The organism is Bartonella sp. CB10SXKL (genome assembly GCF_042195515.1).
Lineage (GTDB): Bacteria > Pseudomonadota > Alphaproteobacteria > Rhizobiales > Rhizobiaceae > Bartonella.
Genome location: NZ_JBHION010000005.1, coordinates 1 through 26,297, shown reverse-complemented (window position 1 = coordinate 26,297; position 26,297 = coordinate 1). Strand labels below are relative to the sequence as shown.

Below are 26,297 nucleotides of genomic sequence, written 5' to 3'. Positions count from 1 at the left end.
CATTTTATTGAAATGAAATAATAGAGATTGAGCTTCCTTTTAAACATATTTTATTTATATTAGGTTGTAATGTCTATATGGATTATTTTTTGAAAAATTGACAATACCTAACATATGTAAAAATAAGTTTTTTCTCTAAAATACCAACGTGTACAATTCAAAGCCTCACTAAAATTATAAGAAGTATTTATTCAGTGAGCTGAAAAAATATGTCATAGGTTGTATGGTATTTATCATTTATATTTTCAAAATTATAATTGATTGAAAAATAGTTTTGTTATTTTTGAGTAAGATTTTTATAAGGTGCAGAATGAAGTGATAAAATTTCATTAAAAGAGATTTAAATAATGTGTATATGTTATTTTTATAGGAAAGTTTTAAAAAAAATATGGTGATAAAATTGCATTTTTTGTCCTTTATGTATTGAATTTTCTCATAGGTTAAGCGTTTTTTATTTAAGATATGGATGATATTAAAAAAATACGAAAGCAACCACTAGTGTTGATGAATTTTTTAACAAAATAAGCATATAGATATCTTAAAATAGCTGGATGAGGTGATTTTAAATGGTAGAATTAAAGGCACATACGGCTCTTTTAAGCTATCGGATAATTGGTTTTTGCTTATGTCCTGTTATTCCTTTTTATTTGTTCTTTCGTGCTATTCGTGGAAAAGAAGAGTGGTGTCGCAAAAAAGAGCGTTTAGGTAAAAGTTCTCATGTACGCCCCCAAGGTTCATTAGTTTGGTTGCATGCAGCAAGTGTTGGAGAAACACTTGCACTTTTTCCACTTGTAAATTATATTTTATCATTGAAAATCAATGTGTTAATGACAACAGGGACTGTGACATCTTCTACTCTTGTGAAAAAACATTTTGGTAATAGGTTGATTCATCAATATGCTCCTTTGGATTTAGATTTTGCAGTGCGCCGTTTTATTAGTCATTGGAAGCCTGATCTCGTCTTGATTTGTGAATCAGAAATTTGGCCCCTTCGTATTAAAGAACTTGCAAAAATGCGTATTCCGCAGATTTTGGTTAATGCCCATATGTCTGAACGTTCTTTTAAAGCTTGGCAAAAACGACGCGTTCTTGCCAAACATATTTTTAAGGATATTGATTTGGCGATTGGTCAAAACGAAAGAGATGTAGCTTATTACCATAAACTTGGCGTAAAATCTGTTACGTTTTCTGGTAATCTCAAGGCTGATGTTTTTCTGGTTGAAAATCAAGCATTGCTTGCACGTTATCGTAATGCTATCGGCAATCGTCCAGTTTGGGCAGCTGTTTCAACGCATGAAGGGGAAGAGGAGATTGCTTTTGAGGTCCATAAGATTGTTAAAAATTATTTGCCAGATTTATTAACAATTATTGTGCCTCGTCATCCTGAACGTTCAGAAGATCTTATCAGAAAATGCGATAATAAGGGGTTAAGTTTTATTCGTAGGAGTAGAGATGCTGTTCCAAACATGAATACCGACATTTTATGGGGAGATACCATTGGAGAAATGGCACTTTTTCTTCGCTTATCACAAGTTTCTTTTGTTGGTAAGTCGTTGTGTGGAAACGGTGGACATAATCCCTTGGAATTGGCTTTGCTTGGCTCTGCTATTTTGACAGGGCCCCATGTTTCAAATTTTCAAGAGATGTTCAAACAATTTCTAACGCATGATGCAGCATATATGGTTCAAGATACAAAACAGCTTGCTATTCAGGTGTATAAGCTTTTAACAAATGAAACATTGCGACAAGAAATGGTTGATAAGGCTCATGAAGTGGCGACAGGTATGGCAGGTGCACTTGAGCGCACATTAAAGATTTTAGATCCATTTTTACAACCCCTTGTAATACAAACAGGTTTACGTCAGCGTCAGGGTAGATATGCATATTAGCGCCCCCCATTTTTGGTGGAAAAATAAAAGCTTTTTGCGTTTTGTATTAGCCCCAGTTTCATGGGGGTATGGTTATTTTTCAAGTCGTTTTATGGCAAGACAGCCTCCCGTGATTAATCTGCCTGTTTTGTGTATTGGAAATTTTACATGTGGTGGTGCGGGTAAAACGCCGGTTGTTATTGCTTTTACCAAGGTGGCTAAAGAACTTGGTTTTGTACCTGGTATTGTATCTCGTGGTTATGGTGGATCAGTTAAAGGGGTACATCTTGTAAATGAGAAATATGATACTCCACACAATGTTGGAGATGAGGCACTTTTACTTGCACGGCATGCTTTTGTAGCTGTATCACCTAATCGTTATGCAGCGGCGCAACGGCTTAAGCAAGAGGGATGTAATCTTATTTTAATGGATGATGGATTTCAAAGTCGCCGTCTTTATATGGATTATGCGTTACTCGTTGTTGATGCGATGCGCGGTTTTGGTAATGGAGCTGTCTTTCCAGCAGGACCTTTGCGCGTACCATTAAAAACGCAGTTTTCTTTTATGGATAGTGTTTTATTGATTGGTCACTCCGATGTGCCTGATAATGTTGCTTTTCTTGTTTCGCGTACTGGAAAGCCTTTATATCGTGCTCATCTTAAAGCTAGTGCTTCTGATGAGGTTTCAGGAAAATCATTTTTGGCATTTGCCGGTATTGGAAATCCAGATAAGTTTTTTAAATCTATTAAAGAATTGTCTGGTCATGTGGTGCAAACTTACATATATCCAGACCACTATTTTTTCACCGATAAAAATTTAAAAAGCCTTATACAAAAGGCTAAAATGCACAATTTATGGCTCGCAACAACAGCTAAAGATTATACCCGTATACAGACAATTCACACGCAAAAAGATTTGAAAGATCTTATTGTCTTTGATGTGAATGTCGATTTTGTTCAAAAAGACTTCTGTCGCATGGTTCTTGAGGAGGTCATGACCCGCTTTAGAAAACGTTCCCTTGAGTTTTCTTGTCTAAAAGGCAAAGGCTAAATTTATAGCTTTCAAAGGGTTATTTTTCTTTTGTTTTTAACAATTGCTTGAGATATGGGTTGCATTCAAGTTCGCGCTGATAGGAGATTTCACAACTAGCATATGCTTCTTGGCGGTGATGATTCCAATATTTTAAATCATCTATAGGGATTTTTTGCCCGCTAACAGCACAAATAGTATAGGTACCATATTCTATAATGTCATATCCGTTATTAGAATAATGAATTTTTGCTTCGCGTTCACTATCGGAAAACATTATAACTCCTTTTTGCTTGATACAAGAGATTCAAGAAAAGTGCCATAAAATATATTATAAAGTCGAGAGTTAATTTAAAAATATTTTTCTTGTCAAAATGATGAAGAGTTTATTTTCTGCCAAAAAGCCGTTCTATATCTGCCAATTTGAGTTCAATATAAGTAGGGCGTCCATGATTACATGTACTTGTATTAGGTATTGCCTCCATTTGCCGTAATAGTGTATTCATTTCTTCGGGGCGTAAAAGGCGCCCTGACCGTATTGAGCCGTGACAGGCCATCGTTGCTGCAACATAATCAAGCATTTCTTTTAAATTATTTGTTGTATCATACTCAGCGGCCTCATCTGCGAGATCTTTAATAAGGGCTTGGACGTTGATTTCTCCTAACATGGAAGGTGTTTCACGCACAACAATTGCTCCTGGTCCAAATGGTTCTATTCCTAATCCAAATTTTTGCAAAGCATCTTTATGCGTTAAAAGACATGTTGCATCCTCTTCAGAGAGTTCTACAATTTCAGGAATAAGTAATAACTGTGAAGGAAGCGGTTTGGAATAAAGTGCATTTTTGAGTGCTTCATAAACCAATCGTTCGTGAGCTGCATGCTGATCGACAATGATCAAACTATCTTGTGTTTGGGCGATAATATAGTTTTTATGGATTTGTGCTCTGGCCGCTCCTAATGGATAAGATAACTCTTCTGATGAAGATGTAGTGCTTGGAATGTATGCATCCCCACTTGGTATATTTAAGCCCTCCATAATAGGAGCGGCATCTTCTTTTAAATCAAAAGAGCTAGTACTATCCAATGGTTTTTGGACCATTGAAGCGCTGGTAAAATGATGAGGCTGTGAACTGTAAGAAGAGGACAGGTGCGTGTTCTTAAAATTGCCTAATGGTTGTTGTGCCAATGATTGTTGTGTTTGAAATGCAGCAAGCATTGCTTCAGAACGGGTTGAGGTAGGACGAATACCAGATTGCTGCAATGCTTCACGAATAGCTCCAACAATCAAACCACGAATTAATCCTGGATCACGGAATCGTACATCAGCTTTGGCTGGGTGAACATTAACATCTACCTCAGCAGGTGGGAGATCAATAAAAAGAATAGCGACAGGATAACGATCTCGTGTCATGACATCAGCATAAGCACCTCGGAGTGCACTCCATAGAAACTTGTCACGCACGGGACGCCCATTAACATAAGCAAATTGATGAAGGCTGTTATTTCGGTTGAAAGATGGTAAACAGGCAAAACCCGTTAAGCGCACCGCTTCGCGTTCAGCATTCAGCGCGATGCTATTAGGGGCAAATTCTTTTCCCATAATTTGTGTAATGCGTTGTAATTGTCCTTGAGTATTATTTTCTGTAGCAGACAGTTCCATAGATGTTCTGTCTAATCCTGAAAGAGAAAAGCGGATATGTGGAAATGCGATAGCAATTCGCTTAATCATATCGCTAATAGCATTTGTTTCAGCCCGATCAGTTTTCATAAATTTTAATCGTGCCGGCGTGACAAAGAAAAGATCACGAACTTCAACAATTGTTCCAAGGTTTGCAGCAGCTGGTTTGGGTCCTACAATTTTTCCAGCAGTAACGGAAATTTCAGCAGCGCTCTCAGCATCTTTTGTTCGTGAAATGAGTTTAAGTTTAGCAACAGAACCAATAGAGGGGAGGGCTTCTCCTCTAAATCCAAGGAAGCAGATATTGTGTACGTCATCGGTAATCTTTGAGGTACAATGGCGAGAAACTGCTAAAGTTAACTGATCTGCAGGAATTCCATAACCATTATCACTCACCTTTATAAAATTTTTTCCACCATTTGCTGTAATAATTTCAATGCGTGTTGCACCAGCATCAATAGCGTTTTCAACAAGTTCTTTGACAACATTTGCTGGTCGTTCAATAACTTCACCGGCGGCGATTTGATTAATAATATTTTCGCTAAGATGGCGTATAATCATAATAAATTCTAACAGGAATCTTAAGGGTTCTATAGAAAATTATGATAACATCATTTGCGCGACATTCAAGAACAAGAGAGCTGAGAGGTATTATTTTTACAATACCTCCTATTTTATTTTATGTTAACAAATCAGTTGGAAAAAACATAGAAATAGTTTTTATCACTTTAAAATAGCTTGCACCGATTTATCATCTAGGTCAAAAAAGAAACAATGTAAAAAGGGAAGGCAATATATATGGCGCGTATAAGCGGTATTTTAGCAGATAGTGATATACAAGCTTTGATTGAGAATAACGTTCTCAAGGCTCAGTATCCATTTGATAGATCTCAAATACAACCAGCAAGCCTTGATCTTCGTTTAGGGGAGAAGGCTTATCGTATACGTGCTTCTTTTATGCCGGGCCCTAATACAAAAGTTTTGGATAAGCTTGAACGGTTAAAGTTGCATGAGTTTGACTTACGAGACGGAGCCGTTTTGGAAACGGGGTGTGTTTATATTGTTCCTCTTTTGGAAAGTTTAGCGTTACCAGAATTTTTATCTGCTGTTGCCAATCCCAAAAGTTCTACAGGCCGATTAGATATTTTTACACGTGTCATTACGGATAATGCTCAGGAGTTTGATAAAGTTTGTGCTGGTTATCATGGTCCACTTTATTTGGAAATTAGTCCACGCACATTTCCAATTTTGGTGCATACAGGCTCACATTTATCACAGCTTCGGTTTAGAAAAGGGCAAAGTTATTTAAATGAAATAGAGTTGCACACTTTGCAAAGGCAAGAAACACTGATATCGGATGATTTTCCTAATATTAGTGTTGGTGGTATTGGTCTTTCCATTAATTTAAAGGGAGACGAAAACGGGCTTATAGGTTATCGTGGTAAACATCATACAAGTGTTATTGATATTGATAAACGTGCTGTTGCCCACGTTTTAGATTTTTGGGAACCTCTTTTTGATCGTGGTCAGAGAGAGTTGGTTCTTGATCCTGATGAATTTTACATTTTAGTTTCACGAGAGTCTGTTCATGTGCCTCCGCTTTATGCCGCAGAAATGACTCCTTTTGATCCTTTAGTTGGTGAGTTTAGGGTGCATTATGCAGGCTTTTTTGATCCAGGATTTGGGCATAAGGAGGCGGGTGGAAAAGGAGCAAGAGCGGTTTTAGAAGTGCGGAGCCATGAAGTTCCTTTTATCTTAGAGCATGGTCAAATTATTGGCCGTTTGGTCTATGAGCATATGCTTAATCGACCATCAACCCTTTATGGACATGATGTTGGATCACATTATCAAGCACAGGGTTTAAAGTTGTCCAAGCATTTTAAATGAGTTGGGAACCACGAATTTTGATAACATGTATGCAGAAAGCGTATTTTAGATAAAAGAAAAATTTATCCTTCATAAAACCGGCACTATGCATTTTATTTTCAGTTTTCAAAGTTATGGGAGGGTATGAGAGGCATTTTTACTTCTTTTTTAAAGAGGTTTTATCTATACAAACTCCATTTATGATGTGCAAAAGAATAGTTTTGGTTATTTCATCATGACAAAATCTACAATGAAAGAATTTTACTATATTCAATATGTTATTCATATTTATTATTATAATAAATCAATAGGTTAATAAAATTCAATATAACAGTAGCGTATTCACTTTTCAAAGTAAATATGCGAGATTGGATGCTACACTTGGCGCCATTTTTCTAGAGCTTAAATGACCAGTATATTTTATTTCGTATAAAAATTATCCTTAAAAGCCAATAAATAAGTTTTTCACTACAGTTTAGTAACAATTTTTTTAAACATTGTTCTAATTTTAGTAACTCATTTATAGCCTCAAGATATAATATTGCTAGAAAATTATTCAATTAAATATGAAGAGCTTCTATTAGTATGAACATTAAAAGTTTTTTTATGCTTTATGTGAATTAGACACTGTATATTTTTATAAACTTTCATGAACAAGTAACAGGTTTCAGTTTTGAATATTGATATAAGAAGATTTATGGATGTATGCGACAGCTTTATTTACAGTATTAATAAAGGATTTTTTCATCTTTTGGAGGAGGTTATGGTTTATACTTAATGACACTCTATATTCTTAATAACTGATAATGTAAGGACCTTTGGAGGGAGAAACGACTTTAAATTATAACTAATTAAGCTACGGAGCAATCGCTTTCGAAGAGGTATTTGTTTAACGAGAGTATAACATTTCAATTGCACATGAACGATATATGAGTAGATACGTTATTAATGATACTGCATACTGTGAGATTTTAAATTTGGATAAGAGAAATAAAGACGTTGTTTTTATCAATTAGTTTTTTTAGAAAGTTGCAATCTCTGTTGCTTTTATCTATTCAATAGAGCGTTTTGGGAGGATGTCGAATAGGTAGGTATACGGATTCGCTTTTATGCGTTTTAGGATGTCTTCTTTTTTTATTTAGGAACAATGGTGCCATCAATGATTATTTCTTCAACACTTGATTATCGTAAAGCAGCAAAGCGTCGTCTTCCTCCCTTTCTTTTTCACTATATTGATGGTGGGGCTTATGCTGAAGAAACGATGCGACGTAATTGTACAGAACTTCAAGCACTTGCACTGCGTCAAAGGATTCTAAGGCAAGTTGGTGAAGTTGATCTTTCAATCAAGCTTTTTGATCAGACACTTGATTTACCGATTGTACTTGCACCTGTTGGGCTAACGGGCATGTATGCACGTCGTGGAGAAGTAAAAGCAGCGCGTGCCGCAGCGGCAAAAGGGATTCCTTTTACTCTATCCTCTGTTTCAGTTTGTCCCATTGCGGAAGTACAAGAGGCGGTTGGAGATGCATTTTGGTTTCAACTTTATGTTCTCAAAGATCGCGGTTTCATGCGTGATGCACTAGAACGGGCTTGGTTGGCTGGTGTACGCACGTTGGTTTTTACAGTTGATATGCCAATTCCTGGTGCACGTTATCGTGATGCGCATTCGGGAATGTCTGGTCCTTATGCTGGTTTACGTCGTTTTTTACAAGCTTTGACTCATCCATATTGGGCTTGGAACGTTGGTGTTATGGGGCGCCCTCATGATCTTGGAAATGTCTCCACTTATCTCAAAAAGAAAATTGCATTGGATGATTACGTTGGTTGGCTTGGTGCAAATTTTGATCCATCAATTGGTTGGCATGATCTACAATGGATTCGCGATTTTTGGAAAGGAAAAATGATTTTGAAAGGTATTCTTGACCCAGAAGATGCGCGAGAAGCAGTAAAATTTGGTGCGGATGGTATTGTTGTTTCTAATCACGGCGGACGTCAGCTTGATGGTGTATTATCAACAACACGAGCGTTGCCTGCAATTGCGGATGCTGTAAAGGATCATTTGACTATTTTAGTGGACTCAGGTGTTCGTTCTGGTCTTGATGTTGTACGCATGATAGCACAAGGTGCGGATGCTGTTATGATTGGTCGTGCTTTTGTTTATGCGCTTGCAGCAGCAGGTAAGAAAGGTGTTATGCATCTCCTTGATCTTTTTGCTAATGAAATGCGGGTAGCTATGACACTGACCGGTACTCAGACAATCAAAGATATTACACGCAAAAGTTTAGTGAATATAGATGTTTTTAAGTAACGAAATCAATATGTTATAACTTATTTTAGAAAAAGAAAGTCTTTTTATAGAGGAGCATAATTATATACTTTACAAATATGTTGATAGTTAAATTTAAATAGAAAAGATCAAGAAGCTCCTCTATAAAATCACAGAAAATACTAAGTAACTACAATAATACTAAGTAACTACAATAATATTAACGCAAAAATCTTAATAATAATAAACACAAAAAAAATACTAATAACATTGCATACATCTTTTATTTACGTTATTAACAGCTCATTCTATGGATAAAAAGGAACAAGCGCTGATATTAAAGGCAAAACAACTGTTGATATAGAAAAAATAGATATAAATAATGCTGTGAGCATTTTTCCCTCCTATATATAAAAACATAATATATTAATCACTCTTTTTCCACATTAGCATAAAATATAAACCTCATTTAGTTTTATTTTAATATAGAATAATATTAATTATGATATATAAATAAAATTATTAAAAATGTCAATATGTATTTATTGTAACATTTAATTATAATAAAATTGGATCAATATAAATAATGTTTCTATAATATATATATTATTTATATTAATTTTATTGAATAATATATTATAAGGATATGATATTGTTTTTATGGAGTACGTTTTTAAGCAATGAAAAAAATACCTGTACTATCTTTAAAAAAAGCTGGTTTACTGAGAGCAAGACTGCGTGAATTAATGTGCTTTTCTTGCATACTCAATGATTTATGATGTTTTTGAACTGGCGAATATATTAGGAAGCAGTTGAATATTTTTTTGTATAGTATGTCATTTATAACACTATTTATGTGTTCTAGATTTATTTCATAATTTGTTAAAAATATCCAGTTTATTTTTATTACAGATGGGGTCGTTGTGTATTCATAATGATACAAATTGGCATAGAATGTTTTGTTCCATAATCGATTTAACAATTACATCTCCAAGCTTCTCCATGGATACTATGCTCTTCATAGACAACAACAGATTGGTGAGATTGGCATAACTCTAGCACAGATATATTATCTCAAAGTTGAATTGTTGGCACACTTGTAATTATTGGGATAACTTCATGTTTTTTGAAGCTATTCAGTAATATAAGACAAATCTGAACAGTTTTTTCAGTAGCAAGTAAGAGAACATCTTTTCCTTTTTTTAACAGAAGTTTTGCTGATATCAATTTTTAAAGCATTTTTATGAATATTCATAACAGCACGCTTTCCTAAACCTATATAAACGGGTACAAGATTACTCAGATTAGCAGTTTCCATTTGATCTAATTACTACTCATAAGTAATTGGATAATATTTACTATATCGCTGAATAAAAAATAAAAGTTTTTCTCTCTTTCAAGAGAGGATGGGTTGTCATCTAGCCAATAGGGATAGTTTGCGAGCAATTTGTTCGATGCAAGATAATTTAAATTGCAGTTACTTTTTATCACTTGAAGCTGTGAAAAGAAGGCGAAGATAGATGAAAGAATGTAAAAAATGATGGATACATTTTAGGATAAAAAATTATAATCCTGTTAATTCCACACCTGTTGCAGCTGATATTGGTGGCAAAAGAAATTTTACCAAAAAATTATCAAAATTATTGAGGACATTCCTCATGGCATGTAGACTAAACCTTTTTGTTGGTATGGGTGGGATTTTCTTTGAGCTGAAATTGATTCTATCCCCTGAAATCAGCAATAATCTCTCAGGTTATGGCGTAAACTTTTTGGGGATGTTTCAACACCACTATCGTCCTTTTATGAAAAATGTTAGCACTTCAGATAAGCAGCTGTGAGGAGTTTCAACGTTTAATACAGCAAGCTCCAGAAACTCTCACGGATTTAGAACGGGCTTCAAGATTTTTATATTTACAGCGATTAAATTTTTGAGAGAAAGTAAATCGTACGATGAGAGGTGAAACCCATCGTAGCGCGCGCGGGCTTAAGCCCTTCCAATTTGAAGGCGTGCTAAAACTTATTTTCCTCTGTTTAGCAGGTGTTAGCATTGAACATTTAAACTGGTCTATTTTTATTGTGCGTTATGATCGTCTAAAAATCTTGTTCTATCTTTTACCACTTTAATTGTGGTTCTGAAGGTTATAAAGAAAGGATTTTTTATAAGCGAGAGGATTATCAGCCGATGTCTAAGCTGTTTGCATAAATAAAAGGGAGTGTTTTGTCTTTAAGCAATATGCTAGAAATTCAAAAAACTTTAGTTAACTTCATAAAAGAGATTACACCATCTTATACAGATTGCTCTGCAAATAACACAATTGCTGGTAAGGAATGGGGCATCACCAATTTTGATTTCTAAAAAAGAAACAATACGTATTAAATAGTCTTTAATTTTACAGACTTTTTAAGAATCCTTTCAGAACCTTTTGAAAAAAGTGAATTGATAGAAGATTTTCTATCAAAATATAGCAACTTTTCTAACAAGTTACGAATAAATCTAAAAATATATATTAAATATAAAAAACAGTGCGATATGCAGGCTGTCTGGACTTTAGAAATAAGAATCAAAGCGTATAAAGATGCATAGAGGTGAGATTGAGACATATCATTTTTATGATTCAATAAAAAAATTAAAGAAAAAATTCTATATCAAAAATTGAAGGTAGTTTAAAAGGTGGACGAGCAATGCATGGAAGGATGAGCGAGAAGGTGAATTAGGTGAGGGCGATTTATAGATTATCAGTATCTTTGTAAAAGTACCTTCTCAAGATAAATATTGTGATAAAGTAAGATTGTGGTTGAGTGTCGAAAAGATAATACGCGCTCTTAATTTTTCCGTTATACACATCACAATAAACGCCATGAAAGGCACGGTCCTATTACAAACTTTCTCTAAGAGCAGTACATGAGTTTGCAAGATATTACAGTGATATTTTAAAAGAAGGATTTTATTTCAGGAAGAAATTGTCTTAAAATAGCAAAGCAATATTTTCCAAGAAATTGCCAGGCGAATTTTGAAAGTAAAAAAGCTAAGTTAAAAAATAAAAGCAAAAATGGTTGTTGGTTTTCTCTACTGGAGTTGCATGTTATTTCCCACATAGGAAATTTACCTATAGAAAAATTAACAGCCAAGATCATTCACAATGTGTTCCCGCCACTTTAGCATGAAAAAGCAGATATAGTGCGAAAGTATTTGCCTTATCGTCAACATCATTATTATAATTAGGAAGCTGAAGCAACGTCATTTACAAATCACATAAAGCCTATACCATTATTCATTATATAGTTCCGTAGATTGCTTTTCTTCAAGCATCCGGCTCCTAGATATTATTTTTGTTGAAAACAGAACCTTTGTGTATGATCAGTTCTTTGAACGACGATAGTAGTGCTATCCATAAAATCTTTTCTCATCTTCTTTTGATAAGATAACAAAGATGCCCTTAGAATACATCAATAGACTTAATCATTTTACACAAATATAACCTGTTGAATCCTTTAGTTTCAACTTAAACGTCCCTTAGTCACTCTAATTAAACCCAATCGACCACCAGAGTGTTTTAATCCTTTAAGTGCTTTTACTTTCTAATCTGAATGTATCCACCTCTTTTAAATCTTTTCATTGATAGATGTTTCAGAGAAATTATATTTTTATCACTTTATTTTCCGTTTATGTCTCCAATCACATAAACGTTCACCTTGTTCATTATGTTTTAAAATATCTCTCGCCAAATTTGGACTAATGACATTGATATCTTGTCGATTCAAATAAATTGGCAGCCATCCAATACAAGAAGTTCATTCATTCGTCGCGCAACTAGCTAGAAAGCTTAGTGCGCACATCAGCATCACTTTTCTATTAATTTCATTTTCTATCTCAAGCCGTGTTGTCGCTATCTTGAAAGCTTCCTTTGTTTGCTTTTGCTTCTCAACTTTTTTCCCAAGAAAAAAGGCTTTGACTAAAGCTATAAGAAAAGCTGCTATGATCGCTGACCTCACCGTCAGATATTTTTTTCCATATGAATAACGCTTTTGTCTTTTTCATATGAAGCATTTTGTGGGGTGTTCGGGTCCAATGGTATCACCTTTGTCTGGTGTTGTATTGGCTACGTTTCCAGCAGCGTCTTAAGCAAATCAATCAAGCTATTGAAATCTTTTTAGAGGCAATAGCACAAGAGACAAAAAAGATTTTGACAAAAAGCCGCTTGAAGATATAGGAAGTTCTCTCCTCCTAGCCCCCCAGCCATTTACATAACATAAAAAAGAGAAAGGCAATGAAATGATATTTGATGATGGCGATAGATATGTAACAATCCGTGAATGTACACAGCTTTTTAGTGTATCCACAACAACGATTCGCCATTAGATGCCTCAGGTGTATTTCCAAAGCCATGCAAGCTAGGGAGAGCAGTAAGGTGAAGGAAAAAAGAGATTTTAGCATTCACTTCAACGAAAAATAAGGAGAAAATAAGAACAAATTAGATAAAATTATACAAACTGTAAAAGGTGGTCTGAAAATGGCCATTTAAAGAAAAAATCTATATATTTCAATATGTTTAAGAAATAAAATGGTGCCGCATGCCGGATTCGAACCAGCGACCCCATCATTACGAATGATGTGCTCTACCAACTGAGCTAATGCGGCATAGGTTTGTAAGTCAATGAAACAAAACTAATTTGAGGGTAATAGCTAAAAGTACGTATAAAAGCAAGAATGCATTTTTTCAATAATTTATAAATATGATAATAATTTGAAGGAGAAGTATGTAAAAGTCAGAGGAAAGTATTCTTTGACCTTAATGCTATAAAATGCTTTCCAATTTACGATAACACTTAAATTAAGAAGCTGGGAATATAGATCTTTAGGATGAAAAATGGTGTCACGATATCTTAGTAAAGATAAAAACATTTTCTGGTTCTTGAGAAAGAAATTTGTTGCATAAGTGATTGGGAAAATAAAGATCATCATAAACCCTTTATAATGTGCAAATAAGATGAGTAGAATTAGTTTAAAAGTTACTTCTCATTTTTATGGGAAGAAAAAGGGAGGAGGATTAATAAAATTAATCACGTTTTTTTATTTAAGAGGGAGTAAAAATCATGTCGGATGAAGATCGGCTGATAGAACTAGAAATGAAGCTAGCTTACCAAGAAAAATTCATTGAAGAACTTTCTCGAGAGGTAATTAATCAATGGAAAAGTTTGGATGAGATATCTAAAAAAGTTGATATTTTAGCGAGACGATTTTCAGATTTAAAAGAACAGAGTGTTACTGAAGCTGTTATCTTACCATTTTCTCAATAGGGAGAAGGTGCGAAATATTTTTTATCATAATTGCAATTATTTACAGATATTTACAGATGAGTTTTTATTTCACGCATTTTGTTAGACTTGTAGAATAATTTTTATAAGCTTCTTCATTAATTCTAATAAGTTCTAATCTTATAAGGAGAGCTGATATTAGAAGACGTTTTTTATATGGGGTTTCTAGTACGAAAATTAAGAAAAGTTTTTGTAGAGTATAAAGAAGCAGCCATAGAAAAATATATGAACTGCAATATTTTAAGTTTTTTCTGTACAGAGTTTTCTTATAGGTGGGAGGTAGATTTATTCGCTAATTTTTTTAAATTGATACAAATGAAGTGATGTTATCGTTATCTATAGAAATCATAAGTGAGCGCCTATATTTATAATAAAGCGTTTTAATTTGTTCTGATGATCAAGTGATTTTCAGTTGTTTTATAGAGTGAGGGGTTTTAAGCGACATCGATTATGTTATAGGACAGAGAGCTCTAGAAGTTTTTTTCAAGATCAAATGTACTCTTCGTTATATGTATATGATATTTTGTGAAAAGGCTTTTGTTTTTCGTAATTTAAGATACAAAATACTATTGCTAAAGCACCAAAGATAGACCATGCGGGTAAATAAGTGAGAGTAATGCAAATTGAGGACAGAAAATCAGGCATTACCTTGCATAGAGATTGATTAAGGTGATAGATATCTGTTTGCAGAAGGTTTATTAAAATTTTATTAAAGGGGGTTGTTGTCCAATGTGATGTGATTACAGAGTGTGCGTTATCAATGACCAATGCTATAATGGTTAGTGTAACGAAAATGAAGGACATTAATTTAAATAAAGGGTGGAGCATATTTTTTCTTAAAACTTCAACGGGACATACGTATAATGCACAAAAAAATGAGGAGTTGCATTATGATGAGAAAATAAGTTTACGTTTGTTTTGTGTTTTTTGAAAGAGGTGCCTAATTTTTCAATAAAAGTTGAGGTTAAGTTCAACAAAAGTAGTGAGGCATGATGTCTGAAAAAAAGCACGAGGAATTGAAGCGTAGCCTTCAAAATCGCCATGTTCAAATGATTGCTTTGGGTGGCGTTATTGGGACGGGACTTTTTTATGGGTCAACCGAGGCAATTCAATTAGCTGGTCCCTCAGTTATTTTATCTTATCTTGTCGGCGGGCTTATTATGTATTTCATTATGCGAATGCTTGGTGAAATGTCAGTAGAAGAACCGTCTTCAGGAGCATTTAGTTTTTTTGCTTATAAATATTGGGGGAGATTAGCTGGTTTCATAACAGGTTGGAATTATTGGTTTCTTTATATTCTTGTGAGCATGGCTGAACTTACAGTGATAGGGTTTTACCTTGATCATTGGATTTTGATTGATCATTGGAAGACATCTTTCATTGTTCTTTTATTTGTTACATTTGTTAATTTGTTTAATGTTCGTTTTTATGGAGAATTTGAATTTGTTTGCGCTTTGATCAAAGTGGCTGCTGTTATTGGTATGATTATTTTGGGAATTTTTCTCATTGTCACTGGACTAGGGGAAAATCAAGCGAATATTCATTATCTTTGGGACCATGGCGGTTTTTTCCCTTATGGAGCAGTAGGGGTTGTTTTAGCAACTTCTGTAGTAATGTTTTCTTTTGGAGGAACGGAGCTTATTGGTATTGCTGCTGGAGAAGCATCTAATCCACAAAAAACAATTCCAGCGGCTATTCGTCAAGTTATGTGGAGGATTATAATTTTTTATATTGGTTCTATCAGCGTTATTATGATAATCAGCCCTTGGAATATGATTGGAAAAAATGGTAGTCCTTTTGTCACAATTTTCGAGACTATAGGAATTCCTGCTGCTGGTCATATTTTGAATTTTGTGGTGATTATGGCTGCTATTTCTGTTTACAATAGTGGCATTTATTCTAATGGCCGTATGCTTTATAGTTTAGCTGTACAAAAAAATGCACCACATATTTTTAGTAAACTGAGTGCTGCTCGTGTTCCTTATATTGCTATCCTTTTTTCATCATTATGTACGGCGTTGATTGTCGTTGTTAATGCTCTTGTTCCTGATAATAGTTTCATGCGGATCATGGCTCTTGCAACTGCAGCAGCAGTGATTACTTGGGCTATTATTGTTATTGTTCATTTGAAATTTCGCAATGCATATAAGAACAGAAAGGGCGATTTTATTTATGCATTTGGTTTATATCCTTACGCTAACTATCTTTGCCTCAGCTTTCTTGCTTTATTGTTTTGCATTATGTTTGTCAGTGGTTTTGGGCAAAATGGATTGATGACTCGACTTTTTGATATGATAGGAATAAGCGTGCCTTTTCTTGAAACATATATTCCTGTACAGATGCCTGATATGAGTTTGGCAGTCATTATTATTCCTCTATGGTGCTTGTTATTACTTTTAGGTTATAAACTGAAACGATAGAGAAAGAAGAGCTAATAAAAGGGATTGATTGGAATAAACTTTGGGGATTATAAAATTTGATGAGGTAACACAAGTTTTTGGTGATTTGTGTGTTTTAAGAAATATTACTGTACAGCTTACCGAAAGACGAATTGCTATTATAGGTGCGAATGGTTCTGGAAAAAGTACATTTGTTCGTCTTATTAATGGGCTCCAATTACCATCTCATGGTTTTGTAAGCGTTGATGGGCTTGATACAAAACGCGATGCAAAAGCAGTAAAGCGTAAAGTTGGATTTGTTTTTCAAAATCCAGATAATCAGATTGTTTTACCATTAGTTGAAGAGGACTTATCCTTTGGTCTCAAAAATTTAAAGCTTAATAAAGATGAAATTAAGGAGCGTGTAGATGAAATTTTACAGCGCTATGAACTTCAAGATTTCAGAAATCACGCTGTCCATTTATTAAGTGGTGGGCAAAAACAACTCGTTGCTATTTCCGGTGTAGTTGCAATGAAACCAGACTACATTATTTTTGATGAGCCGACGACATTACTTGATTTGCGAAATAAGCATCGCGTTACGCAAGTGATAGAAGAATTACCACAAACTGCAATAGTTGTATCGCATGATTTAGAGTTTTTGAAAAAGTTTGATAGAGTGCTGGTTTTTGATAAGGGGGAGATAGCAATTGATGATGTACCTTTTGTTGCTATAAAGGAGTATATAAGAAGAATGTCATGATCGGTTTATATATTCCGAGGGATACATTTATTCATAGGTTAAGGCCTGGAGTTAAGTTATTATTTCTTACGGCGTGTGGAACTTTTATAATAATGGTTTCTTCCATAGCGCTTCTTGGTTTATTTTTGTTGTTTGTCATCTTATTCTATAGAGTCGCCAAGATCCCTTTCAAAACTGTGATAAAGCAATTTAAATCGATGGGATTGCTTTTAGTTCTTCTATTTGTATTTCAAACTATTTTTAGCGGTTGGCTTACGGGGGTTGAGGTCATATTACGTCTTGTTATCCTCTTTTCTTTATCATCAGTTATTTCATTCACAACAAAAGTGTCAGATATGGTGGATGCAATTGAAGCAGGCCTCCAGCCCTTTCGTTGTTTTGGTATAAATCCATCAAAAGTGAGTATGGTTATCTCTATGGCGATCAGGTTTATTCCTCTTTTGAGTGAAAAGTTTAATGAGGTACATGAAGCACAGCAAGCACGGGGACTTAATACTAACATTGTTGCTCTTGCGATACCTTTAATTATACGGACCATAAGAATGGCGTCAGAAGTGGCTGAAGCATTGGAAGCGCGTTCTTATGATGCTGATACTATTGATACAGCATCTCGTAATAATCAGAGTTTTTATAGTAAAAGAAGAATTAAATGAATACAAAAGATTTAGTTTATATTGCTTTATTTGCCGCTATTTATGCTATTTTGGGCCTTTTCCCTTCTATTTATCTTCCTTTTCTTCTAGGGGTACCTGTTACAGCTCAATCGATGGGACCGATGCTAGCAGGGTCTATACTTGGGGCAAAAAGGGGTGCTTTAGCGTCACTCCTTTTTCTTGTTCTTGTTGCGATTGGATTACCTCTGTTGTCTGGTGGTCGTGGTGGAATCAGTGTCTTTTCAGGGATTGCAAGTGGTTATTTAATAGGTTTTCCATTTGCCGCATTTTTTATTGGTTTAATGGTAGAGTTGTTTTGGCAGCGGTTAAGTTTTATAACATTATTTATGATAAATACTTTTGGTGGCATTGGGATAGTTTATTCTTTTGGGGTTCCATGGACAGCGTATATGACCAAAGTTTCTTTACTGAATGTTTTAATGGCTTCATCAGTTTTTTTGATAGGCGATTGTTTAAAAGCGTTGATTGCATCCTTTATTGCACTCGCGATTAAAAGATCTGTTCCTCTCATGCATTCAAAGCATAATAACTAAAATAAATGTATTATTTTGTTATGCTGTTGTTATATAATATTCGTATATCACTATTATTGAATTTAACTATAGTAATTTATGATATAATTAAACATTGTAGAATCTAATATGATTTATATAAGTAATATTATTAAAATAAATTATTATAATATTTTTCTCTATATCTAAGGCATTTAAAGTGTATTTTTATAAATCTGATACTTTTTATTAATTGTACAACAATAACGAAAGCTTTTCCCTAGTGAAGGAATAATTCAGTGAATACAAAAGATTTGGTTTATATTGCTTTATTTGCCGCTATTTACGCTGTTTTGAGTCTTTTTCCTCCTCTTTATCTTCCTTTTTTGCTGGGTGTCCCTATTACAGCTCAGTCTATGGCTCCGATGTTAGCAGGCTCTATACTTGGAGCAAAAAGGGGAGCGTTAGCATCACTTCTTTTCCTTGTTCTTATTGCGATTGGGTTACCTCTATTGCCTAGTGGTCGTGGTGGAATTAGTGTTTTTTCAGGAGTTACGAGTGGTTATCTGATTAGTTTTCCATTTGCTGCATTTTTTATTGGCTTTATGGTAGAATTATTTTGGCAGCGGTTAAATTTTATAATATTATTTGTGATAAATACTGTGGGTGGCATTGGGATAGTCTATTCTTTTGGAATACCATGGGTAGCGTATATGACACAGGTTCCTTTGCTGACAGTTTTAATAAGTTCATTAGGTTTTTTGGTTAGTGGTTTCTTGAAAGTGCTGATTGCATCCTTTGTAGCGTTGACCATAAAAAAAACCGTTCCTCTCATTCATTCGGAAAAAGGGGCAATTTTGTACTGAAGAACAAGTTTTTCCAAATGTATGTAGATTAAAAAGCACCACGGAATACCATTTTGTTTTGTCACTTTTTTATTGGTATTTTTATCTGCATAGCCCTCAGAGGTAGCCATACGAAAATTGAATGTTTCGGCACCAAAATTCTTTTTTCTTTCAGGAGCAGCCTCTAAATAGCCAATTAATATCATTTTATTCAACAGGCTTGTAAGTTTTATTCGATTTGCATACTATATGCATAAAGCCTTAGAATAATTTATTATTTTTTTAATATTTTTAGTTAATTAATCACTAATTTTTAAAGTGTTAAATTATATTAATTGTACAAAAACATGGATAATTTAGTGTTCATCTAAAAACTCTTGATGTATATAGTGCCCTTATAAATGTATTAATATAAGGTATAAAAATGAGATTTGAATGGAATGAAGCTAAAACAAAAAGTAATCTTAGAAAGCACCGTGTAAAGTTTTGAAATAGCTGCATATGTTTTTTCTGATCCATTCTCCATGGCTAAACAAGACCGTATTGAAAATGGAGAGTATGGTTAGCAAGCTTTATGGCTCATGGATGTTTTTTTATTACTATTCGTAGCGCATATTGTCCATGACGATAAAAATGGCATAGAGGTAATCCGTATTATTTCAGCACGGCGAGCCAATTTGAAAGAGAGTAAACTTTATAAAGAAGAAAGTTCGTTATAAAATTGAGGTAGGTAACTTATCACCTTTGACAGATGAACAGAGAGTTGAAGTTGATAAACTGGCTGTAATGCCGGACAATGCAATTGATTATAGAGATATTCCGTCACTCAATGATGCGTTCTGGAAAAATGCCGTTCGCAATCCATTCTATAAACCACCCAAAACTGTTACAACAGTGCGTGTGGATTCAGACGTTCTAGCGTGACTTTAAAAGTCAAGGGAAAGGATATCAAATGCGTATTAACGCCATTTTACGTGATACTATGCTTCGTTCAATGCACTGATTTCTCCTCCACTTAAAAGCCGGAAAGGGGGGCCCATATTCTAAAAATCTAAGCAGCTCTCACTGCAGAGTTCTCTAAAATTCGTATTGCTTTTGCAATTAAAATTTTATAGCTTCGATCTTTAACTAACTGATTCTAAACAATACAATATATTTTGGATACACTATCTTCCCATAATCACTAAGATAACTTGGGCAACATCTACCACCCGATAAGACTATAGACATTGTAATTATGTTAACTTTATGAATACCCTTAACTTCCTTTCTTATAAATATAAAATAGATCCAGCCTCAGAATTAGTCAATATAAATGGTGTTGATAAATTTTTAGAGGAAGGAGCATACCGTTTTAACCGTGATAATCAATGTGTTACCTTAATAATTGAAAAGTTTTCTGTGAACTCGAAGATCTGCTATTGGATTTATGTTTTAACGGGAGAAAATAGTCCTTATAACCCAGAAGTGATTGATTCTGAAAACGACTTTCAGAATATTCCTAACCCACGTCCTAGAAAATATGTTGAACAGAATAAGCAATATTTTGGAATTTTGATTCCTATAGAGTTTACTCTTTTTTCTTCAAATAAAGAGTTAAACAAATTCTTGCAGCTACACTACAAAAAATCTTTTCCCCCGAAAACGATTGATATCTCACCTGATATTGTTGGTAAGGAAGAGTTCGAAAAAAAATTGCTTTTAATTAAAGAAATAAAACTGAAATATACACAACCAAAACAATTAGATTTTTTTGCAATGCAATCAGAAGACAACTTGCTAAAGATGGCTAAACTTTTGTTAGGTGAATTTCCCACGGATGATTATTCTGAAATGGAACTTGACTTGGGTATCAAATTTAAAGAAAAAAATAATTTAAAGAATTATTTTTTGAATCTTTTTAAAAAATATAAATTAAATCCAGCATTTAAAAACATAAGTTTTGTTGGAAAGACACATAATAATTTTGATATAATCTTTAATACTGAAACTTTTCAACATAAATTTGCTATTAAAACAAGTAAAAATGATAATGGTATGTATAATGAAGGTCATATAAAAGAAAAATTAAAGCATGAAATCGTAAGTTTTACTGTATCTCTTTAATAGAGCACTGTAGCGTGTAAATAGATATATTTATTAAACTGCGTGTACGCAACATAAGGAAGAATACACAGACTAAAAAAAAGTACCAAAGTATAATATTTGAATATCCAAGAGCAATATCTAAGTACCAAAGTACGGTATCCAATGAAAAAGAAAACTTGTGCTCCACGTACTTATAAATGACAGGCAAAGAAACAGTTTCTTTATAACTACTTGGGAAAATTAAAACGACAAGCGCTAAAATTATTAACTTTAGGAGACTGTGCATATACTGATGTAACTCACATGTTAATGTCTTCCAACCTGTTGTATTGCCGCATTTATATTGTGGGTTGTTTTGCAACTCAGAAGGGATATTAGAATTGCATAAAATTGCAAAAACAGTTGTTACGATCACCAAAGAAATAGACGCGAATGTCAAAATACCCTGAATAAAGTCAAGATTTTTTCTTATTCCTAAAAAACATACAAATATAAAAATTATAACGCCAAACAAGGCTTTTCTCTTCTTATCTGTAAACATATTTATTTCCTGTGAAAAAATTATGATCTCAATTTCTTAAATTATTTTCTGATATAAAAACACAAACTACCTTTTAGTCTTTTTAGCATTTGCTTTTCTTTTAATAGCAATGTCTTCTATTGCATCCAGTTGCTTTTAATATTTTAGTTAACCTCGTCTATGATTTATCTATAGTTGATGATAGCTTTAAACACAGGGCTCCATAATCCCAAACTCTTGCTTGCATTTTGATACCCAAATCCACCTTTCAACAAAGCCCATCGCACTGGCAACCCTTTCATACAGATTAAAGAAAAGCTCTGTTATTTCAAAAGTACACGAAAGGGAATCATAATTGCCGCAACATTTTTTGAGCTGATGCTGGCTACTCATGTTTTAAAAAAAAATATTTTGAAATTCGCGTATCCTAAAATCCTTAATTTGTATTAATGGATTTATTTACTTTATAAATTTGATACTATAGAGCTATTTTAGCTTCTAGAAATATATTGTACATTAAAAAAACTTTTTAATCACTCTTTAAATGCATATCCAATCCAAAAATGATCAGCACTTTTCACTATTTTGCTACTTTTTAGAAATCTATTTTAAACTCTCCTATCATTAGTTCATGAAGAGTTTTGGTGCGTGAAAGAAGGTCTTTTTCAATCTCTTCACAATACTTAGAAAAATCTGTTGCTCTTGGAATGATTTTTTTAGACATGCTTTCTACGTTGCTCTGCAAAATGCGTTTTAAGGACTCTTTCAAAATCAATAAGGAAATACCTTTGAGTTCAGTTTGATAAGCTTGAGAAGAGGTATTATAGTCCATATATTTTCGCGTGTGGAAGCTACCACAAGAGAACAAGCGAAAAGTATTAGAGATATCATCATTTGAAGCTTTTACAGCAATAAACCTGTGAAGCCATATGCAAGTCTCAAGTGCATTTTCTTCATTCGGTTTTTGTTTTTAATTTTCCATACGACACACGGCTATTTCAGGCTATTACTTTGGGTTGATTAAGATTTGTAAGGAAAGTTGATTGGCAAGAAGTTAAGGCTGAATTTAAAGACTGGGATTATAAAGCCCAAGGGCTGACAGAAGCCGGTGCGGCTCTCGTGGCTTTGGCTGTCACGGCGGTTACGGGCGGAGCAGCCTCGGGCGCTGCCAGTGCCATTACCGGTGCTTTGGGGCTTGGCTCGAGTACCGCCATGAATGCGGCGATACAGGCAGGTGTCCAAGCACTGATTAACAAAAGCGCTGTGGCTCTTGTCAATAATCGCGGCAACATTGCCGGCGCCTTGCATGAGCTTGGCTCTTCAAAGAATGTTCCCAGCATTGTCTCATCGATTTTAATGGCGGGCTTAACCAGTCAAATAACGGAAATGGCAGGTGTTGGACAATCTTTGCCAAAAACCGCTCCTTTTGTCGATCGTATCGCCATTGAAGCGAAAAAGAACTTGATCAAAGCCGCCATTGGCACAGGCGTGCAAACGGCTCTTGAGGGCGGCTCTCTTGACAAGAACTTTTTTAACAATCTGCGCATTGCCCTGTCTGATACAGTTGGCAAATCGTTGGCAGAAGAAATCGGTACCGCCAAGGCAGAAGGCAAAATAGACACGGTCACACAGATCGTTGCCCACGCTGGTCTTGGCTGTTTAAAAGGCGCGGTTGCGAGTGGTGCTTGCTCTGCCGGTGCTATCGGCGGTGCCTGTGGGCGAAGCCACTGCTATGCTCCAGTTTAAACTGTGGTCCCCCAATTTATACAAAAAGAAATAGCAGCATTGGATGGTCGTATTCCAACGGCAGAAGAACAAGCGCGTATAAACGCAAAGATTGATGCGCAGTTTGCTGACTTTAGAGACCACACCATTGATGTCGCACGGGCTGCCGGGGGCGTTGCCGCTGCCCTTGCCGGTGGCAATGTTGATGCCGGCGCTGATGCCGCTGGTAATGCCGCTGCCCTTGCCGGTGGCAATGTTGATGCCGGCGCTGATGCCGCTGGTAATGCCGCTGCAAATAACTACCTCAGCAGTGCGCAACAAGCTCAGATGGAGAAAGAATTAAAGGAGTGTCCTGACTTTTTATGTGCAGCAGAAGTGTCTGCGAAGTGGACTGCGATTAGTACAGGGCAAGATATAAGCTTTGGGGCTGGTATAGTAGCTGGTGTACCGGCTGAAATATACGATACGGTTGATGGTTTTTGGCAACTAGCCAAACATCCCGAAGAGACTTTGAAAGCGCTCAAAGATTTTTTCAGCAGTGGTGAGATTTTGGCGACAATTGGTCAGACCCTTGGACAGTCCTATGTAGATCGCATTAATAAAATGGAGGAGGAATATGAGCGAGCCGGTGCTGGTGGATCCTTTAAAGCTGGACTTGAATTTGGAAAATTATTGACTGAAACAGCATCCCTAATGACAGGAGTTGCTGGAGCAGCCAAGGGAGCCATAAAGCTTGGCGAAAAGGCTGTGATCAAGTTCATTGCTAGGAAAGATTTTGCCCAATTCGCTTCCAAGAAAAATCTTTCCAAACTTGCAGCTCAGGGAGATCCTGACAAACTTGCGGCGAAGAAAGAACTAACTAAACTTGCTGCTAAAGAAAAAACGCTTTGGTTAAAAAAGAAACCCACTAAATTTACCGATAGCAAATTTGGACAGACTAACAAAGCCTATCAGAGAGACGATTTGTTTGATCCTGACAAAATGGTTAGTTGGACAGTAAAAGGGGAAGAAGTATGGGGCACCAATATTGAGAGAATGGAAACAGGAAGAGCACCTATAGGATATGATGGTGAATCAGTTGAGCTGCATCATCTCTCACAAACGCATGAGGGTCCCATAGCAGAAATTAGCCATGAATCTCATAAAAAATATACTTCTGTGATTCATGATAATCCCAAAACACATCAATCGCTTATAGAGAGAGAAAAGTTTGGTAAGTGGAGAGAGGAATATTGGAAGGAACGCGCTAAAGGATATAGAGAACAAACAAACAATAATTTAGGAGGACTAATTGATATGAAATGGAGTATCATAGGGATAGATTTTGATAGATGGGGACAGGAGCATCGGCAATAATGCTCTACGGTTGATGAAAAGAGAAAAAAGAAATTTGGAGAATAATTGATGAAAACCTATACCTTAGCTGATGTTGCAGTATTAATTGATAAAGTGAATAAATATGATGATGAGATTATCAATTTGGGTACTGCAGAAAATGCAGTTGATGATCTACTGATTGAAAAGGCGGAGAAAGCTCTCGGTTTACAATTTACATCTTCTTATAAGAGTTTTTTAAAAAATTATAAAGGAGGAGAAATTGGAGGTTATGAAATCTGTAGCGTTTATAGGGATTGTGGAATAGGTATTGCTGCTGGTGATATTGTTTTCCGCAACTTAAATAATAGAAAAAGGGGTTTTGCGACACCAGAACAGCTTATCGTAAGTAGAACAGATTTTGGTGAGACTTTTTACTTTGATTATACGCAGTTTCGGGATGGTGAATGCCCACTTTATGTCATGCTTCCATCTGAAGATTGCGAATATTACGCAAGTAATTTTTATGAATTCCTTTGCAAAAGAATTAAAGAAAGCGTGGGAGTTGAGATACCTGATGGTGACCAACCGATTGAAAAGATTGAGAACACTCCCACTCCGCAACCTATCCCTTGTTACAAGAGCTTTTGGAAAAAACTATGGAAGAGGTGAAATTGATAGGGGAAATATGGAGCATTTATAACGCACGTTTTGAGGATCATCTATGAAAACCTATACCTTAGCTGATGTTGCAGTATTAATTGATAAGGTTAATAAATATGATGATGATATTATCAATTTTGGTACTGAAAAAAATGCGGTTGATGATCTTGTGATTGAAAAGGCAGAGAAAGCTTTGGATTTGAAATTCACATCGTCTTACAAAGTTTTTTTAAAAAAATATGTAGGAGGGGAAATTGGTGGTGAAGAAATTTATAGCCTTTATGGAGATTGTGGGGAAGGTATTCCTGCTGGTGATATTGTTTACCAAAACTTACTCGATAGAAAAGATGGTTTTGCGACACCAGAACAGCTCGTTGTGAGTTATGATCTTGATGAAACCTTTTATTTTGATTATACGCAGTTTCGGGATGGTGAATGCCCACTTTATGTCATGCTTCCATCTGAAGATTGCGAATATTACGCAAGTAATTTTTATGAATTCCTATGCAAAAGAATTAAAGTACACGCGGGAGTTGAGATACCTGATGGTGACCAACCGATTGAAAAGATTGAGAACACTCCCACTCCGCAACCTATACCTTTTTACAAGAGTTTTTGGAAAAAACTATGGAAGAGGTGAAATTGATAGAGGAAATATGGAGCGTTTATAACGCAAGTTTTGAGGATCATCTATGAAAACCTATACCTTAGATGATGTTGCACAATTGGTTGATAAGTGATTCATGATGCAAACTAAAGATGTCACAGAGATTTTAAAAAGACTGGGCTGGGAGCCTTATCGTGATAACGT

The 26,297-nt window shown here is 35.0% G+C and carries 18 protein-coding genes, 1 tRNA gene and 5 pseudogenes; 18 read left to right on the top strand and 6 right to left on the bottom strand.

Going from position 1 to position 26,297, the window contains the following annotated elements:
• Window positions 1–566: 566 nt before the first annotated feature.
• On the top strand, window positions 567–1,889 hold the full coding sequence (gene waaA / locus ACFIK3_RS03915) for a lipid IV(A) 3-deoxy-D-manno-octulosonic acid transferase (protein ID WP_375676285.1): 1,323 nt from the start codon (window positions 567–569) through the stop codon (window positions 1,887–1,889).
• On the top strand, window positions 1,879–2,919 hold the full coding sequence (gene lpxK / locus ACFIK3_RS03910) for a tetraacyldisaccharide 4'-kinase (RefSeq protein ID WP_375676284.1): 1,041 nt from the start codon (window positions 1,879–1,881) through the stop codon (window positions 2,917–2,919). The genes waaA and lpxK overlap by 11 nt, the downstream gene beginning before the upstream one ends.
• Before the next feature lie 19 nt (window positions 2,920–2,938).
• On the opposite strand, the gene ACFIK3_RS03905 is transcribed toward lpxK, so the two are convergent.
• On the bottom strand, window positions 2,939–3,175 hold the full coding sequence (locus ACFIK3_RS03905) for a DUF2093 domain-containing protein (protein WP_273787833.1): 237 nt from the start codon (window positions 3,173–3,175) through the stop codon (window positions 2,939–2,941).
• Window positions 3,176–3,284: 109 nt separating this feature from the next.
• Window positions 3,285–5,138: a DNA mismatch repair endonuclease MutL gene (gene mutL / locus ACFIK3_RS03900; RefSeq protein ID WP_375676283.1), complete on the bottom strand. Its 1,854-nt coding sequence runs from the start codon at window positions 5,136–5,138 to the stop codon at window positions 3,285–3,287.
• A gap of 237 nt (window positions 5,139–5,375) precedes the next feature.
• Between mutL and ACFIK3_RS03895 the strand changes: the two genes are divergently transcribed.
• The 3 genes and pseudogenes from ACFIK3_RS03895 to ACFIK3_RS03885 form a co-directional block, all read left to right on the top strand.
• Window positions 5,376–6,464 (top strand): 2'-deoxycytidine 5'-triphosphate deaminase, encoded by a 1,089-nt coding sequence (locus ACFIK3_RS03895; RefSeq protein WP_375654441.1) that lies wholly within the window; start codon window positions 5,376–5,378, stop codon window positions 6,462–6,464.
• 1,138 nt (window positions 6,465–7,602) lie between these two features.
• Window positions 7,603–8,751 carry an FMN-dependent L-lactate dehydrogenase LldD gene (gene lldD / locus ACFIK3_RS03890; RefSeq protein ID WP_273790428.1) on the top strand — a complete coding sequence of 383 codons (1,149 nt, stop codon included), beginning with the start codon at window positions 7,603–7,605 and terminating at the stop codon, window positions 8,749–8,751.
• A 2,673-nt stretch (window positions 8,752–11,424) separates the two neighbouring features.
• Window positions 11,425–11,866, top strand: a pseudogene (locus tag ACFIK3_RS03885) (integrase); the annotation flags it as partial.
• Between the two features lie 654 nt (window positions 11,867–12,520).
• Here ACFIK3_RS03885 and ACFIK3_RS03880 read toward each other — a convergent pair.
• Window positions 12,521–12,708, bottom strand: a pseudogene (locus ACFIK3_RS03880) (hypothetical protein).
• 274 nt (window positions 12,709–12,982) lie between these two features.
• Here ACFIK3_RS03880 and ACFIK3_RS03875 point away from each other — a divergent pair.
• Window positions 12,983–13,185, top strand: a pseudogene (locus ACFIK3_RS03875) (helix-turn-helix transcriptional regulator).
• An 87-nt stretch (window positions 13,186–13,272) separates the two neighbouring features.
• Here the strand turns inward: ACFIK3_RS03875 and ACFIK3_RS03870 are convergent.
• Window positions 13,273–13,348, bottom strand: a tRNA-Thr gene (locus ACFIK3_RS03870).
• Window positions 13,349–13,803: 455 nt separating this feature from the next.
• Here ACFIK3_RS03870 and ACFIK3_RS03865 point away from each other — a divergent pair.
• From ACFIK3_RS03865 to ACFIK3_RS03840, 6 genes are all read left to right on the top strand, one after another.
• The gene (locus ACFIK3_RS03865; RefSeq protein WP_375676282.1) at window positions 13,804–14,007 is read left to right on the top strand and encodes a SlyX family protein; all 204 of its coding nucleotides are present in this window, start codon (window positions 13,804–13,806) and stop codon (window positions 14,005–14,007) included.
• A 1,010-nt stretch (window positions 14,008–15,017) separates the two neighbouring features.
• Window positions 15,018–16,445, top strand: coding sequence for an amino acid permease (locus tag ACFIK3_RS03860; protein WP_375631049.1), 1,428 nt, complete (start codon window positions 15,018–15,020; stop codon window positions 16,443–16,445).
• A 40-nt stretch (window positions 16,446–16,485) separates the two neighbouring features.
• Window positions 16,486–17,166, top strand: coding sequence for an energy-coupling factor ABC transporter ATP-binding protein (locus ACFIK3_RS03855; protein ID WP_273790432.1), 681 nt, complete (start codon window positions 16,486–16,488; stop codon window positions 17,164–17,166).
• On the top strand, window positions 17,163–17,819 hold the full coding sequence (locus tag ACFIK3_RS03850; RefSeq protein WP_273790433.1) for an energy-coupling factor transporter transmembrane protein EcfT: 657 nt from the start codon (window positions 17,163–17,165) through the stop codon (window positions 17,817–17,819). Before ACFIK3_RS03855 ends, ACFIK3_RS03850 begins: the two co-directional genes overlap by 4 nt.
• Window positions 17,816–18,373 (top strand): biotin transporter BioY, encoded by a 558-nt coding sequence (locus ACFIK3_RS03845; protein WP_375676281.1) that lies wholly within the window; start codon window positions 17,816–17,818, stop codon window positions 18,371–18,373. The genes ACFIK3_RS03850 and ACFIK3_RS03845 overlap by 4 nt, the downstream gene beginning before the upstream one ends.
• Before the next feature lie 257 nt (window positions 18,374–18,630).
• Window positions 18,631–19,197: a biotin transporter BioY gene (locus ACFIK3_RS03840; RefSeq protein ID WP_375676280.1), complete on the top strand. Its 567-nt coding sequence runs from the start codon at window positions 18,631–18,633 to the stop codon at window positions 19,195–19,197.
• Here ACFIK3_RS03840 and ACFIK3_RS03835 read toward each other — a convergent pair.
• On the bottom strand, window positions 19,167–19,382 hold the full coding sequence (locus tag ACFIK3_RS03835; protein ID WP_375676279.1) for a hypothetical protein: 216 nt from the start codon (window positions 19,380–19,382) through the stop codon (window positions 19,167–19,169). The two genes, ACFIK3_RS03840 and ACFIK3_RS03835, sit on opposite strands and share 31 nt — an antisense overlap.
• Window positions 19,383–19,757: 375 nt before the next feature.
• Between ACFIK3_RS03835 and ACFIK3_RS03830 the strand changes: the two genes are divergently transcribed.
• From ACFIK3_RS03830 to ACFIK3_RS03820, 3 genes and pseudogenes are all read left to right on the top strand, one after another.
• Window positions 19,758–19,895, top strand: coding sequence for a hypothetical protein (locus ACFIK3_RS03830; protein ID WP_375631040.1), 138 nt, complete (start codon window positions 19,758–19,760; stop codon window positions 19,893–19,895).
• Window positions 19,873–20,179: pseudogene (locus ACFIK3_RS03825) on the top strand (BrnA antitoxin family protein). The gene ACFIK3_RS03830 and the pseudogene ACFIK3_RS03825 overlap by 23 nt, the downstream one beginning before the upstream one ends.
• 245 nt (window positions 20,180–20,424) lie before the next feature.
• The gene (locus tag ACFIK3_RS03820) at window positions 20,425–21,282 is read left to right on the top strand and encodes a hypothetical protein (protein WP_375676278.1); all 858 of its coding nucleotides are present in this window, start codon (window positions 20,425–20,427) and stop codon (window positions 21,280–21,282) included.
• On the opposite strand, the gene ACFIK3_RS03815 is transcribed toward ACFIK3_RS03820, so the two are convergent.
• Window positions 21,266–21,805 carry a hypothetical protein gene (locus ACFIK3_RS03815; RefSeq protein WP_375676277.1) on the bottom strand — a complete coding sequence of 180 codons (540 nt, stop codon included), beginning with the start codon at window positions 21,803–21,805 and terminating at the stop codon, window positions 21,266–21,268. The two genes, ACFIK3_RS03820 and ACFIK3_RS03815, sit on opposite strands and share 17 nt — an antisense overlap.
• Window positions 21,806–22,816: 1,011 nt before the next feature.
• On the opposite strand from ACFIK3_RS03815, the pseudogene ACFIK3_RS03810 reads away from it, so the two are divergent.
• The 3 genes and pseudogenes from ACFIK3_RS03810 to ACFIK3_RS03800 all read left to right on the top strand — a co-directional run.
• A pseudogene (locus tag ACFIK3_RS03810) lies at window positions 22,817–24,865 on the top strand (DUF637 domain-containing protein); the annotation flags it as partial.
• A 48-nt stretch (window positions 24,866–24,913) separates the two neighbouring features.
• Complete coding sequence (locus tag ACFIK3_RS03805; protein ID WP_375676276.1) at window positions 24,914–25,495, top strand: SMI1/KNR4 family protein; 582 nt, start codon at window positions 24,914–24,916, stop codon at window positions 25,493–25,495.
• 52 nt (window positions 25,496–25,547) lie between these two features.
• Window positions 25,548–26,126, top strand: a complete 579-nt coding sequence (locus tag ACFIK3_RS03800) for an SMI1/KNR4 family protein (RefSeq protein ID WP_375676275.1) — start codon at window positions 25,548–25,550, stop codon at window positions 26,124–26,126.
• Window positions 26,127–26,297 lie beyond the last annotated feature (171 nt).